The sequence below is a fragment of the Streptomyces goshikiensis genome (genome assembly GCF_014650555.1).
In the GTDB taxonomy this organism is placed as follows: Bacteria; Actinomycetota; Actinomycetes; order Streptomycetales; family Streptomycetaceae; genus Streptomyces; species Streptomyces goshikiensis.
Genome location: NZ_BMVE01000023.1, coordinates 16563 through 29967 on the forward strand (window position 1 = coordinate 16563; position 13405 = coordinate 29967).

The 13405-nt window shown below is 68.1% G+C and carries 13 protein-coding genes and 2 pseudogenes; 4 read left to right on the top strand and 11 right to left on the bottom strand.

Annotated elements, in window-relative coordinates; genetic code table 11:
* Positions 1–58: 58 nt before the first annotated feature.
* Positions 59–612: pseudogene (locus tag IE248_RS35970) on the top strand (GNAT family N-acetyltransferase).
* A 124-nt stretch (positions 613–736) separates the two neighbouring features.
* On the opposite strand, the gene IE248_RS35975 reads toward IE248_RS35970, so the two are convergent.
* Both IE248_RS35975 and IE248_RS35980 read right to left on the bottom strand, forming a co-directional pair.
* Positions 737–1393: a hypothetical protein gene (locus IE248_RS35975; RefSeq protein ID WP_190032990.1), complete on the bottom strand. Its 657-nt coding sequence runs from the start codon at positions 1391–1393 to the stop codon at positions 737–739.
* 14 nt (positions 1394–1407) lie between these two features.
* Complete coding sequence (locus IE248_RS35980) at positions 1408–1614, bottom strand: hypothetical protein (RefSeq protein ID WP_190032991.1); 207 nt, start codon at positions 1612–1614, stop codon at positions 1408–1410.
* 360 nt (positions 1615–1974) lie between these two features.
* Here IE248_RS35980 and IE248_RS35985 point away from each other — a divergent pair, with 360 nt between their 5' ends.
* Together IE248_RS35985 and IE248_RS38675 are read left to right on the top strand one after the other, a co-directional pair.
* Complete coding sequence (locus IE248_RS35985; RefSeq protein WP_190032992.1) at positions 1975–2478, top strand: GNAT family N-acetyltransferase; 504 nt, start codon at positions 1975–1977, stop codon at positions 2476–2478.
* Between the two features lie 192 nt (positions 2479–2670).
* Positions 2671–3261, top strand: coding sequence for a transposase (locus IE248_RS38675; RefSeq protein ID WP_350874664.1), 591 nt, complete (start codon positions 2671–2673; stop codon positions 3259–3261).
* Positions 3262–3544: 283 nt separating this feature from the next.
* Here IE248_RS38675 and IE248_RS35995 read toward each other — a convergent pair whose 3' ends face one another.
* The 3 genes and pseudogenes from IE248_RS35995 to IE248_RS36005 all read right to left on the bottom strand — a co-directional run bounded on the left by IE248_RS35995 (position 3545) and on the right by IE248_RS36005 (position 6831).
* On the bottom strand, positions 3545–5095 hold the full coding sequence (locus IE248_RS35995) for an SNIPE associated domain-containing protein (RefSeq protein ID WP_190032993.1): 1551 nt from the start codon (positions 5093–5095) through the stop codon (positions 3545–3547).
* A 970-nt stretch (positions 5096–6065) separates the two neighbouring features.
* Positions 6066–6398: pseudogene (locus IE248_RS38735) on the bottom strand (WapI family immunity protein); the annotation flags it as partial.
* A gap of 190 nt (positions 6399–6588) precedes the next feature.
* The gene (locus tag IE248_RS36005) at positions 6589–6831 is read right to left on the bottom strand and encodes a hypothetical protein (RefSeq protein ID WP_190033020.1); all 243 of its coding nucleotides are present in this window, start codon (positions 6829–6831) and stop codon (positions 6589–6591) included.
* On the opposite strand from IE248_RS36005, the gene IE248_RS36010 reads away from it, so the two are divergent.
* Positions 6775–7095, top strand: coding sequence for a DUF6193 family natural product biosynthesis protein (locus IE248_RS36010; protein ID WP_190033014.1), 321 nt, complete (start codon positions 6775–6777; stop codon positions 7093–7095). The genes IE248_RS36005 and IE248_RS36010 overlap by 57 nt on opposite strands.
* Positions 7096–7177: 82 nt before the next feature.
* Here the strand turns inward: IE248_RS36010 and IE248_RS36015 are convergent, their stop codons facing one another.
* From IE248_RS36015 to IE248_RS36040, 6 genes are all read right to left on the bottom strand, one after another.
* Complete coding sequence (locus tag IE248_RS36015; RefSeq protein ID WP_229895781.1) at positions 7178–7900, bottom strand: type I-E CRISPR-associated protein Cas6/Cse3/CasE; 723 nt, start codon at positions 7898–7900, stop codon at positions 7178–7180.
* Positions 7897–8742, bottom strand: coding sequence for a type I-E CRISPR-associated protein Cas5/CasD (gene cas5e / locus IE248_RS36020; protein WP_190032995.1), 846 nt, complete (start codon positions 8740–8742; stop codon positions 7897–7899). The genes IE248_RS36015 and cas5e overlap by 4 nt, the downstream gene beginning before the upstream one ends.
* A complete protein-coding gene (locus IE248_RS36025; protein ID WP_190032996.1) occupies positions 8739–10118 on the bottom strand; it encodes a type I-E CRISPR-associated protein Cas7/Cse4/CasC in 1380 nt (459 codons plus the stop codon). Before IE248_RS36025 ends, cas5e begins: the two co-directional genes overlap by 4 nt.
* Positions 10115–10714 (bottom strand): type I-E CRISPR-associated protein Cse2/CasB, encoded by a 600-nt coding sequence (gene casB, locus IE248_RS36030; RefSeq protein ID WP_190032997.1) that lies wholly within the window; start codon positions 10712–10714, stop codon positions 10115–10117. The genes IE248_RS36025 and casB overlap by 4 nt, the downstream gene beginning before the upstream one ends.
* Positions 10711–12252: a type I-E CRISPR-associated protein Cse1/CasA gene (locus tag IE248_RS36035; RefSeq protein WP_190032998.1), complete on the bottom strand. Its 1542-nt coding sequence runs from the start codon at positions 12250–12252 to the stop codon at positions 10711–10713. The genes casB and IE248_RS36035 overlap by 4 nt, the downstream gene beginning before the upstream one ends.
* Positions 12253–13202: 950 nt before the next feature.
* The gene (locus IE248_RS36040; protein ID WP_190032999.1) at positions 13203–13382 is read right to left on the bottom strand and encodes a hypothetical protein; all 180 of its coding nucleotides are present in this window, start codon (positions 13380–13382) and stop codon (positions 13203–13205) included.
* Positions 13383–13405 lie beyond the last annotated feature (23 nt).

Consider the following 13405-nt stretch of genomic DNA (forward strand, 5'->3'; position numbering starts at 1 on the left):
ACAGCCTCCAGGCCGCCGTGTGGCGCGACTACACGGCCCGAGTGACCGCGAGCGCACGATGACGACCGACCCCACCCCTGCCCTGCACTGGTACACAGCCCTGGATCCGGTACGGCAGACGATCGGTGACGTGTACGCCCAAGTACGTGCCGACCTGCTCGACCACCCCAACTACCGCCTCGACGTGTTCCTGGAACGCCTGGAGCGCCTGGACCGGCACGCCGCGCCGAACCGGGCTGGGCGGCCGTCATCGCCTACGAGTAGACGGGCGAGCCCATCGGGTACACCTACGGGAACACCGTCGGCCCCGGTGACCGGTGGTGGAAGCGCATGACGATCCCCGCGCCCGGCCGCTACACGGCCCGGGACGCCGTCGCAGTCAAAGAGCTCGGCGCCGCCCCGGCATGGCGCGGCGTCGGCCTCGCCCGCCGCATGCACGACGCGCTCCTCGACGGCCGACCGGAGGCCCACGCCACGCTGATGGTGAACCCGGCCGCCGGCGACGGAAAGGTCATGCGCCTGTACGAGGGATGGGGCTACGACGAGGAGATCGGCACCGTCCAGCCGTCCCCCGAATCCCCGTGGCTTGTCTGCATGGCCCGCCCCGTCTGATCAACGGCCTGAGCCGGCGGCATGGGCGCCTGCCGCTGCAATTGTGCGCAGCTCCGCAGAGCGGTAAGGGATACCTCCGCCGGATGTGGGCGCGGCGCCAGGGGAGCCGATCGATCGGACCGGCTCACGCGGAGGGCACCTTGGGGTGCCCTACATCCTTGGGGTCACTCCCTTGGTTCATCATTTCTGCCTCCTCCCGTGCGCTAAGTAATCGCGGAGATTCCAGTCCGAATAGATATGCGTCGCTGAGTGGGCACACATCGAACTCTGCACGGAGGGTTCGAAGGATGAATTCAGTCAGTGTGCAGTGGTAGACCGTCCAGGCCAAGTCATTGCGACTGTAGACGGCGACCGGCCACGCGTCGGGGGCCGCGTCACCTGTGATCCAGCACAAGGTGTCGGCTCCAGCCGTTTCCCCCCAGATCACCATGTCCTCGACTCTGTAGATCGCTGCAGCGTCCGGGTCGGTCCACCGATGGGTCAGGGGGGCGGCCAGGGATTCCGGCGAGATGGCGCGGATTCTGTGTTCGGCGTCCGAAGCCGCGACTAGAGGCGGCCGAACGTTCAGAGACTCCTCGAAGGAACCTCCTCCCAGGCGCTCGATGAAATTCATGTAGTCGACGGGGAACTGGTGACCATTCACGGCCCTGGCACGACCCCAGTCGACGACGTCGCCGGCAGAGTCTTCCTTGCGGACGACCAGGCCTAGAAGTTCCGACAGAGGGCCCTCAATTTTTGCGTCATTTGCGGCCACCATTTCACCCAATTGGTCGGGGGTCATTGGCCCGTGTTGTGTCACTGTTGGCCCGTCTTGCTGTGCATCTCGTTGAATACGAGCTTGTCGAAGTAGGAGCCATTTCCGCTGTTCGGGTCATACCCGGACGCTTGCATTCGGAAGGCGACTGGCACCACGCGCGGGCCATCGTAGAGCGGGGTCACGGTGTAGTGGACCACCTGGCCGGATTGGACCGCATCAAAGACGTCCGCCTCCCACTTGGCCATGTTCGAGTGGCGATGCTGCGGAGTGCTCGTGTCCAGGCGGTCGGAGTTGGCGGTCCTGCTGCAGGTCGCAAGGCTTCCGTAGTCCGTTCCACTGCCCCCGGCCTGCTGGCTATCAAGTGGCATGTGTTGCGCCAATTACTGGCGGGCGAGTTGTTGACGCTCGCGGTCGCGGAGACCGCCGCGTCGGGCACGGCCGCGTGCTCGGTCTGGTGATGGTCTACTCGGCCTCCATGATCAAGGCGCTTGGCGCACCAGCCTGCTCGCGCCGGGCGCGCCCTGCCTGGCATGAGATCAGGGCCTGGTGGTAAGCGGGGAAAATCTAGAGGAGCGGACGGTCTCGCGCTGCTACGGTCGGGCGCTATGAGCTGGCTTCCCGATGACTTCGTCCATCCCGTCCTGGTACCGCTGCCGGGCGGTGGCCACCACTTGCGGCCGATCCGGGAGGCGGACACCCCGCTCGACTATCCGGCTGTGATGGGTTCGCGCGAGAGGCTGTGGACCATCTTCGGCCCGGCCTGGGGCTGGCCCGCGGCCACCATGACCTACGAGGCCGACCAGGCCGACCTGTTGCGGCACGAGAACGAGATCGCCGCACACCAGTCTTTCAACTACGCGCTGTTCGATGCGGCGGAGACAGCTCTGCTCGGCTGTGTCTACATCGACCCGCCGGAGAGGGCCGGAGCGGACGGCGAGATCTCCTGGTGGGTGGTGGACGAGCTGGTGGACAGCAAGGTCGAGCAGGCCCTCGACGAGCTGGTGCCGCAGTGGATCGCCGCCGACTGGCCGTTCGTGCAGCCGCGCTTCCTCGGCCGAGAGATCTCCTGGTCGGACTGGCTCGCCCTGCCGAAGCATCCCGACATGTAAGTGGTTGTTGCCCGTACCGACCTCGAAGGCTGTCGATCGAACGGGAGTCTCGATCGGATGATTGCGGCGGTTCCGCGCGTGAAAACAGTGCCTCCAGGTAGCTCGGGGTGCGATCCCATTCCGAGTGTTTCCCGGAGGCTCTGTTGTCCTTGTTGTACGTGCCCGAGCCATGTTGACTTCAACTCGCCCGCCATGGTGTGTGATTGTCTCGCGCACGTGTACGGCAACGCGGCCAACCATCCGGACCGGCTGCGCCGGTATCCGTCGGATGTGACGGACGCGGAGTGGGCGGCCGTCCGCCCGTTGCCGCCGGTGCCGGCCTGCTTCCCGGGGCTGGGTGGACGGCCCGAAGGCTACTGCCACCGGCAGCTGTTGGACGCGATCCGCTACTTGACCGCGGGCGGGATCTCGCGGCGAGCGATGCCCGCGGACTTCCCCATGGGTCCGGGTCTACGACTTCTTCCGCCGCCGGCGCGAGCACGGGCTGATCGCCGAGTTCCACGACCGGCTGACCTCGCCGACCGGAGGGTCGACTGTCAGGACGGACGTGATCTCGGTGCGCTTTCCGCATCGGGTCCGCTCCAGCATCAGACATCAGCTCCTCACCCATGTACGGGGGCACTGCCTCGCCATCCCTGGCCGCCGCGACAGCGGAACAGCGGGCCGCTACTCCACTCGCGACAACTGCCACCCGCACGGATGTACGACTTGCCGTCGTGGGAGAGGCCGGCGGTTCGGTCACCTCGCCCTGTGACAGCAGGGGCCGAGGTTCCGAGACGCTGACCGTGCGGCGGCCGAGGCAGCGTCATCCGAGCCACTTGGTGGGCTTCGAGCGGCTGCGCCCGGACCCGGCTGTGGGGACGCGCCGTGTTAGGCGCGCGTTCGGCTGCGGCGGCCGTCAGCTAGGTGTTGGCACCGTGTACCCACTGCGGACTCCATCCCCCATTTCGGCGGTCGTTCGTCTAGCGAGGCCTGAACTGCGGGAGACGGCTGGAGGACCAGAACTTTCGGTCGGATCATCTAAATGGCGTACCGCGGCACCCATCGCTTCCATCGCGGCTCGATCTCACGGCGCCGATGTTTCGCTGCTCGTCGTACTGCTGCTACGCCATTCGATCGCCTCGGCGACCTCCTTGAACTCGACGAGGTGCTCACCGGCGCTCCGTTCGAGGACGGCCTTGACCTCTGCGGGCGTGACGCGAAAGAACTCCTTGCGGCTGTTGACCCGGTTGACCCGGCGTGACGCGAACTCCTGATGCAACCTTGTTTCGAGGCCGACTGCGTCCTTGCTGAAGATCAGAGCGTGGACATCGAAACGGAAGGGCACAGAGGCGCCGCTCAACTCGTAGATTCGCTCCAGCGGTTCGAGGCGCCGCGTCATCCCGATCTTGACCATGCTGTCGCCGAAGGCCCCGACGTTGGAGATCACGTACACGTAGCCGGTGCGGATGTTGGCGGCTCGGGCCTCCACGTCGTCCAAGGCACCCTCGATCTCCGCGAGCCTCGCCGCCATCTCGGCGGCAGCCGCGTGATCGCCCTGGGCCCGCAACCTGTCCAGCGCGCTCTGGTAGTGGCTCATCTCCTTGTGCAGCTTCTCCCGCTCGCGATCCAGTTCCCGCTGAGCGGTTGCCTCTTCCCGCTCGCGGGCACGGGCCTCGCGCTGGGCCTGCTTCTCCTCTTCCTTGCGCTGCAGGAAGTCCGCTGTCAGACGCAGCTCCTCCACTCGGGCATCGTGGTAGGCATCAGCGATCCGGATGTCCATGGTGGCGCCCAGCTTGGCGATCGTCTCCCGGCTCTTGTAAAGCCGATCGACCAGTGAAGCGAGACGGTGCGGGCGCATGCTGCGAACGGCGTAGTCGGCCTCGGCGTTGTAGGCGCGGAGCATGAGCTTGGAATAGTCGCGGATCATCTTGGTGCCCTGGCGGGCCGATCCGTTTACGGTCCAGCCGCTGGCGCCGAGTACGGCCTGCTGCGAGCGGGCGAGTTCCTTGATCTTCGCCTTGATGGTGTCCAGACGGGCCCGGTAGGCCACAGCGTCGTCGAGCGGGTGGCGGTAGGCGTAGATCCCGATCTGCTGGAGCATCACGGTCTCGTCGGTGGTCACGATCCGCGTGCGCAGATCGTTCAGCTGGTTCTCCGCCTGATAGACCTCGGCGCGGCGCTTCTCCGTCTCCTTCCGTGCCTTCTCAGTGTCCTTCGCGGCCTGGCGGGCGGCTACCTGACTGTCCTTGGCCGTACGACGTGCCTCGCGCACGATCTCGTCGGCCTCGTCCACTGCCCGCCGGCGTAGTTCTTCGGCTTCCTGACGGGTCTGCTGCTTCAGCAGCGCCACCGTCGCGGCGTCGGAGCCTTGGGTTCGCGTGATCCAGTCGCGCAGTTGCTCGGCTTCGCTTCCGCCATCCCCTCGATTGCGGCGGAACCAGCGCTGCCGGCGAGGCACCGGAACCTCTGCTGTAGGAGCGCGCCCCGGGCCTTCACCGTTCTGCTGGGCTGGAATCCACAGCTGCCAGCCGTCCGGGGGTGGCGGCCAGGATGGGTCCGGTGTCCAGTCCTCTGGGGGAGTCCAGCCCGTCGGCATCAGCCAGTTCGGTGGCGGATTGAAACGATAGGCACCCATACGCCCCCCAGCGTCAGAGATCGCAGCGATCGTCCGTCAGTCGGTCCTGCTTGATCATCACGTGAGACCTGTGGGCCGGGCAAGAGTGCCGAGGGCGAGCGCGGGCAGACCGCGCAGCATCAGGTCTTTGGTCACACAGGTGGGTGTAGCGACCCCGACAGCCGCCCAGACAGGGCCTCGAAGGACAACTCGCCCGTGTGGGCGTCCGGATTCACCGCAGACATCTCTTGAAGCCAGGCGTCAATTTGATGTTGAGGCTGGGGCTGTCCCGAAGGGGGATGTGGACATGGCAAGATACGAGGCATGATCATCCGAAAGGCCCATGCCTCGTAGGTCCCCTGGGCGGCTCCAACACGAGTCGTCTCATCACAGCCGACAGTCCCGCTCCCAGGCAGCGGCTGCGTCCTTCCGGGACTCCGCTGCCTTTGCACCTGAATCTGCAAGCGGACAGGCGCACCGTGGGGTGCTGATCCCGGCCGAGCTGTATGAGGATTGGGGGCCCCTGGCCTCTCTGTCCAACGGGCACTCGCCTGGCAGCCGAAAATCGCTGATGTATGTCAAGTGCACCCGGCTGATGCGGGCGAGCCAGTTCAGCCTCTGGGCACGTCTACGAGAGCTGCTCGCCGAGCGCGGGTTGACCATCTCCACCACCGTCCTCGTCTATCTCTTCCCTGACGGCCCGGAGGCGGAGACCGGTGTCGTTCTGTCGGACGGGGGTCGCGTCTACAGGTTCGACCTCATGTACGACCGGATGAGGGAGGAAGGCGACCGCAACGCCTTGATCGAGCACTGGCAGGACATCACCAGCCACTGGCAGACCTACCCTTTCAGTTCCGAGATCGCAGACGCGTTCATTTGGCGTCCTCCACTCCAGCGTACGTACCTTGACCTTGTCGAGGAGACCCCTCGGGCCAGCTGATCCCGCCTCAACGCGCCCTGCGGCGCCTGCTCGGCGGCGGGCTTGCGGCGGGTGCACGCGGATCACTGCACCGTCGTCACTTCGACTAACGAGGCTGAAGGCCAGGACCGGCTCGACGAACCACGTGTCCGGGGACAAGTAGCAGTCGGCATCTGGCCCGGTCACCTTAACCGTCACCGCAGCCACCGCGCGCAGCCAAGCGGACACCTCACGGGCCTCATTGGTCAGCAGACAAGGATCGGTGAAAGACCAGATGCCCTCCGGAGTCGTCGCAGTGCCACCGACGACCAGCCAGTTGTCATCGTAGGAGTCGCCGCGGACCTCGGAGAACTGGTACCGCAGCGGGCAGAGCTCGACACTCTTTGCGTGATCACCCAAAAGCATTGCCCCAGGGTGTCACGGGCCCTCTCGACGTTGCGTGGTCCCTCAGACCACGCCGGCACAAACCCATGGGCGAGCTGGGCAAGACGCGCCGTCTGACATCCAACTTGGTCGCTCCGGATCGAGGCCGCGCTGGACTGACTTCCTTGTCAAGGGGCACCACTGTGCTGTCACGGCCTGTCTGGTCCCTGTCTCAAGTGAACGGGATCGATCCGTAAGTCATCTCGATGAACTGGCCCGGGCAAAGCTCTGTTGGCGCATGGGTCGGCAGAATGAGCGCATGGGATCGATAGATGCGCCGAGTGCTTCCGATGGCGCTGAGCCTGGTCAGGATGATGTCGTGGAGGTTGCCTGGCAGCGGCTGCTCCATCGCGAGGACATGGACTTCGAGCTGGTGCGAGCCGCGCATGCTGATCCGCTTCTCCGGCAGCTCCATCCCTCAAGCAGCCACCACAACCTGCACTTCAGCAGGTGCCCTGGTGACTGGTCCTGGAATGTTCCGTTCGTCATGCATCTTCCTGGCGGGCGCTACCTCGTCGCTGGGCCGTCCCGTTCCCAGATCGTCGGGGAGGCGGACACCGCCGAGGAAGCCATTGCTCTGGTCGTCGGTGGTCTGCCACCAGGCTGCGGCCCTGCGATCGTCGGGCGCCGGGAGGAACTCGACCGGCTCGACACGGTCCTGCCGAACCAGATCTTCTGAGACGGGACACCACCTCGGGAGGCCCCGACTTTTGTCCGCGGACAAAAGTCGGGGCCTCTCGGCTCCCCGGCTCCTCCGCTCCTCAGCGCGTCAGGATCAGCCCGCAGCTGTACGCGCGGGCGTGGCCGAGGCCGTTGGAGAGGGCCGTCACCAGGGTTTCCGGGTCGGTGACCGTCAGGGAGCCGCGGATCTCCGCGCGGGCGATGCGCAGGCCCTTGTGCGGTGCGGGACTGGAGACAGTGGGCAATATCCGGACGCCGAGGGTCGCCGGGTCGGCGGTGGCGCCGATCCGGGCCACCCCGCCCTCGCCTGTCGCGGGTTCGTCTTCCGCCTGGAGGCGCCGTATGAACCAGTTCTTGACGTGGTCGGGGGTGCTGTGGGGGATCCGTTGTCCGCGGGACTTCTCGGAGGCCGGCTTGCCTGTCGGCTTGCTGCGGGTCGGGTTGACGACCGTACGGAAGCCGAGGACGTCCCCGGCGCGGACCGTGCGGTCGACGGTGATGACGTGCGGCTTGCCGGTGAGCGCGGCGCGCGGGATACGGCTCCAGTCGCCCGGCACCCGCGACTGCACGACCAGGACGAGGGCCGCCGCCTTGAGGTCCACCGACCACGTGGACAGGACGCCCATCTGGGCGCGGGCGGTCGGATCGCCGTCCTCGACCCAGCCGCGGAACCCGTTCATGACGGTGCGGTGCATGTCCTGGGCGTCGACGAGGGACTTCGCGACGTACGGGTGGCGGGCGTCCATTGTCAGGACGGAGTGGGTGGCGACGAAGCGGGCCGCCGTCGTGCGTGGGGTGTTCACGGGATGATGTCCCATTCGGTGGCGTCGGCGGAGATGGCGACTCGGGTACGGGTCTCCCAGCGTGTCCCGTGGGCCCGGCGTGCCGGGTCGAAGGAGACCGGCTGGTCGTTGACGGGGGAGGCCCCGGGGGTTGCCGGGTCCGCCTGGATCCAGGCCCACGGGCGGCGCCCGGACAACACCGGGCCCTCCCCGTCGGGCAGCAGCCGCTTCGCGGTGAACGCCTCCGCGAGGGGGCCGGGCAGGATGTCGGCGGCCAGGGTGCCTGAGGGCGGGCAGGACTTGCGCCCCAGCCACAGCAGCTGCTTCGGGTGCTCCAGGGCGTACGCGATCTCCTCCAGCCATGCCCGATCGGTGTGCTGGAGCCCGGCCAGGAACGCGGCGTCCGAGAGGTACCAGCGCTCGGTGATCAGCGCGCTACGGGAGAGCTCGCCCGAGACCAGCGCTCCGGATACGGGATCGGTGGCGATCTTCTTGGGCGCTCCGTACCATCCGGCCAGCTCGTGGTGGCCGAAGTGGTCCCCGGTCGCCGCGTCCAGGCTCGCGGAGACGGCCGCCGCGCGCCGGTGGTCGGTGATGATGTCGCGCGGGCGCAGCGGGTACCGGCCGGCTCCGACGGAGTGGTAGTCCCGTACGGGGGTCCCGGGATGGTCCGCACGCACCCCGTACTCAAGCGCGGCGAGGTCGTCGATGGGGGCGGTACGGTCCCTGCCGAGGGCTGCCGCGCACAGCCCGATGACCGCCGACTTGGTGGGCCGGCTGTGGGTGTCCCGGCGGGAGAAGCGGGACACCGCCCCCCAGGACTGCAGGGGAGCGGCGAGCCGGATGAGCAGGACGTGCGTCACGCCGTCAGCCCCTTGATGGAGGTCACCTTCGTCGCGCCGAGCTCCTTCAGTCCCCCGAGCAGCTCGTCGATGTGCGGGTCGTAGGTGAGGACGCGGCCGGAGATGATGTCGTCGCGGCGGTCGCTGACGAACACGTGGTGGGCGAGCAGCCGCCTGACCGCTGCGGGGCCGGCCGGGCCTTCGCCGCCCTTGTCGTCCTTGGTGCCCGTGTCGTCCTTGTGCGGCGGCCTTTCGTCGATGGGGCGCTGGAATGCCGCCGCGTAGTTGTACGGTCGCCCGCCCTCGAAGGCGAGGACCAGGGCGGGCAGTGATCCGGTGGAGGCGGTGGAGTTCTTCTTCGCCTCCGGGAAGGCGTCGACGAAGGCGTTGACGAACTCTGCCTCGGCGGCGACGGACGCTTCCTCCGCCTCTTCCACGCTCATGCCGGCGGCCCGGAGGTTGTTGCGCAGCTTGACGCGGTCGAGCACGGCGTGGCGGTAGAAGGTGCCGGAGATCAGGGACTGGTAGCCGGTCATGCCGGCCCCGGCGTCGTCGGCTGCGTCCAGGAAGTCCAGGGCGTTGCGCTTGCGGTCCAGCTTGGCGTCGTCGGCGGCGGCGTAGAAGTCGTCGATCTGTTCCGCCTCGTGGACGGTGAAGGCGTGGCTGCTCTGCACGGCGCCGTCCACGTTGGGGGAGTCGGCGATCTCGGCTAGGAAGCGCCCGTACAGGGCGATGTCGATGGCGTCGCGGGGGGCGAGGGCGGCGAGCACGGCGGTCCGGGTCCCGGCAGGAAGCGGCGGCAGGGACTTCGCGCCGTCCGAGCCTTCCGTAGTCTCGGTCGTCTCCGGGTCAGCGGACTCGGCGGCCTTCTTCGCGCCCCGCTTGGGCTTCGCGGTGGCCGCCTGCGCCGCCGCGTACGTGGCCGTCCAGGTTCGGATCTCCTCGGCCTGCTCGGCGATGTGGGCGGCGATGCGCACGCCCGCGTCGGACGGGGCGAAGAGGAGGACCTTCGTCAGATTGGCGACGGTCGGCTTGCCGGGGTCGCCGAACTTGAGACCGGTGGCCTCGATGACCGCGCGGGCGGTCGGGACCGCCTCGGCCATGTCCCAGCCGTGCTCGGAGGACAGGGCCCGGGCGGTGATCATTGCCCACTCGCGGGTACGGGTGCCGGTGGTGCGCCCGACGAGGGGCCCGACTCCCGCGTTGGCCCGGTCACGGGCGTGGACGCGCTCGGCGCGGCGGCGGGCCTGGCTGGTGATCAGGTGCCGTTCGGCGCCGCCGTAGACGATCGACTTGGGAGAGCCGTTCTCGTCCCGCACGGGGAGAACGGCGACGAGCGTCTCCAGCAGGTGGAGGGAGAGGAAGGGGCTGCCGGTGAAGGAGGCGGAGGTGGTCACTTGGTCATGCCTTTCGGGGTGGTCTCGGTGGTCTTCGCGCTCTTGCCGGCGGTACGAGGCGGTGTGGGCGGCGCGTGGAAGTCCACGGCCCACTGGTTGGCGATCCCGGCCTTGCGGTCGTTCCACCGGCTGAGGTCCTCCGCGAGCTGTGTCCAGGACGGCGGGGCCTGGTCGCAGGAGCGCAGCCGGGCCACCGCGTGCTGGAGATGCCGCCAGGGGATGCGGCGGCTGGAGACGATCCGGTCGATCAGACGGGCCGCTCCGGGGTCCTTGGGACCGCGGCCAGCATCGCTGCCGATCCTGCGTGCTGCCGCACCGAGACTGCCGGCACCGTACGAGGGCTTGGAGGTGCCGCGGTGGTAAACGGCGAAGAGGAAGGCCACCTGCTCGAACACCTCGCGCTGTTCCGGGTCGAACCAGCCGGCCCGGATGTGGGTGTTCGTCCGTACACGGGGCCGGCGCAGGTCTGCGAGCTGTCCGTACTCCCGGTTGCGCACGAGCGAGGTGAGCCAGGCCGTCAGGCGCTCGCTGGGTTCGGCTTCCTCCCACGCGTGGTGGGCGGTGAGTGCGTCGTCGGGCGCGGTCTCCGTGCTCATGCTTCCTCCCCTTGGAATTGGGCCGGGGCCTTGCGGCTCTCCAGCTCGCTCTCGAACCGCCGGAGCGCCGCGGCGCGGGCCTGGAATCCCCGCGCGTTCCTCGGCAGCGAGTCGAGGCTCTTGGCGAGGAACTCAGCGGCGTTGGAGGCGAGCGTGGAGGCGTAGTCGAGGAGACACTCGTCGACCGGGACTCCCGTGGCCGTCTGCGCCAACAGGAGGTTGAAGGGTTCCTCGGATGCCTCCCAGTGCTGCCACCGGACGTCGAAGCGCGCGATCTGGGCGGCCTTGTCGGACGGCTTCGGGTTCGGGTATGCGATCTCCCATGCCGCGTAGGCGGCCTTGCCCAGGCTCGTCGCGACGTACTCGGCGATCTGTGACCCGTCCTTCGAGGCGCGGTGCAGCGTCGCGCCCAGGCCCGGGGCGAACGGGTAGACGCCCGTGACCCAGCTGATGACCGTGGTCTGCTTGGCGACGAGACCCACTGCCCACAGTTTGAACTGACCTACGGGCGGGCGGTCCGGGCCGGCGGAGTCGTCCGGGCGGGGGAACCTGGCCAACCTCTCGTAGAGGTTCGCGCTCTGGCGGGCGTCGTCCGGCTTTCGCGCGTCCTTGACCGCGGCGTACAGGGCGTGCGCGTCGCGCCAGAAGGCGCGGGACCTCGATGCCCACAGCGGTTTCGTCTTGCCCTCGGCCGTGCTGGCGTAGACGACGTCCTGGAGCTGGGGGCGCCGGAGCGCGAGCAGCTCGCCGGCGCCGACGAGTACCCGGTCGACGGCGGGTTCCCCGGTCTCGGGCATGGCGGCCGGACGCAGCAGGATGGATCGGCCGAGGTAGCTGTGCAGGTCCGCCGGACCGCTGACGGGCCGGCCGTCCGGCTTCGTGCGGAAGCCGCGGCGCTCCGTCGTGCCGGCGGTCCAGGAGCGGTTGAACTCTCCCGGGCCGTCGGCCCAGGGCGTGAGGTTGAGCCGGAGGGTCTCACCGAGCGTGGAGCCGAGGGCGACGACCCGGATACGGCTGCTGAGGCGGCCGATGGCGAGGTTGGTGATCGTGGGGCCGAGGGTTTCCTTGCCGGATATCCTCGCGCGCCCGGCGGGCCCGTACACGTGCTGCGTGAGCATGGCCCGGAAAGCCTCGGCCGCGGGCAGCGGGGTCGGGTGCTCCAGGTGGTGGTGGTCGAAGAACTGGTTGTAGTCGCCCACGCGCTCGATGACCAGCTGGGCCGGTCCTGCCCCGTGCTGGTCGAGGAACGGTGCGAGGAGTGCGTTCTGGCCGAGCGGTTCGGTGGGGTGGAAGAGATCCCATTCCCCGTCGGGCTGCTCGGCGAGCCATTTTGCGGCCTTGGCGAGCGAGTGCCCGCGCTCCACCCAGTCCTGCCATTCCGCGTCCGTGACCGGATAGGTGCCCGACGCGTAGCAGATGGCCAGGAGGTACTCGAGGAGAGCGACCGTCGCGCCGGGGGTGGTGTCATCGACGGCACGCAGCCCATCGGCGTCCTCGAGCAGTCCTGTGAGGCTCCGCTCGACCCTATCGCCCGTCAATGTCAGTGCATTGGCGCATGCTTCCCGTCGGGGGTCCCACGGGGGGCGCGTCGCCCCGTGAGGTGGAGCGTGTAATTCAGCCAAGGTGCGTCATTCTCTCTTTGCTCGTAACGGTTCCGTGGTGGAATGTGGCAGGACCGTAGCATGCGCAAGAGCGGGTATGACGGGGTTTGTGAGACATCAACTACTCTGTCTGGCAACACTGTTGAGGCAAAGGGCTTGCTGGGCAGACACCCATCGGGTGGGACCCCTGACCGTGGATCCCGCCTGCTTCCCGCACCTGCGGGGATGACCCCTACGCCATCGACCACTACAGCGTCGTGCCTAACTGCTCCCCGCACCTGACGGGATAGTTCCCTCGGATCTGCTCGACGTTCCCGTCGAGATCTGCTCCCCCCTCTGCGGGGATGATTCCAGGGCCAGGGTCTTGGGCTTGCCGTAGATGAGGAGCTCCCGCGACATGTGGGAATGAGCCCAAGCGGATGCTGACCAATCGGGAGGCGTCCTAGTGCGCTCCGTATCCGCGGAGATGACCCTGGGTTCCTGCCGCCCGAGGCGACGAGCGCCCACTGCTCCCCGCGCTAGCGGGGATGATCCCAATGGGACGACTGCACAAGTGGCCGCGCATTCCTGATCCCCGCACACGCGGGGCTTCGAGGCTGTCTTTGCTCGTAACGGGGGACATCCCCGCATGCGCGGGGAGCAGGCCGCGCTGCGGTTCACCAACGGCCAGCTGCTGGGTGCATCCCCGCATGTGTGGGGATGCACTGCACTGGAGCTGAGGGTAACGCGCCACAGGTGGGGGCACCACCGTTCCGGGAGCGGAAGGGGTGGTGCCCACCAGGGAGGAAGTGCAGTCGTTCTTCCTAGTCCACCATGGCCAGTGAACTCAGATGTGCCCGTGCTGCATTCCCATGCCGGGCCGGTCTGCCGCGCGTCGATGGGCGTTGTCACCGCGGCGGGCGGCGCCGCACGAGGATCGTCAGGGTCGCTCGGGCGTCGCGCCGGCGCTCCGGGCTGCGGGAGAGGACCGACGCCGCTGCGACAGTGACGACGGCGCCGGTGTAGGCGAGGCCGGTGGCGGCGGTCAGCGCGGCCGCGTCGTGGAGCATGGACGGCAGGACGGACATGGTGGATCCCCCTTGGACGGGTC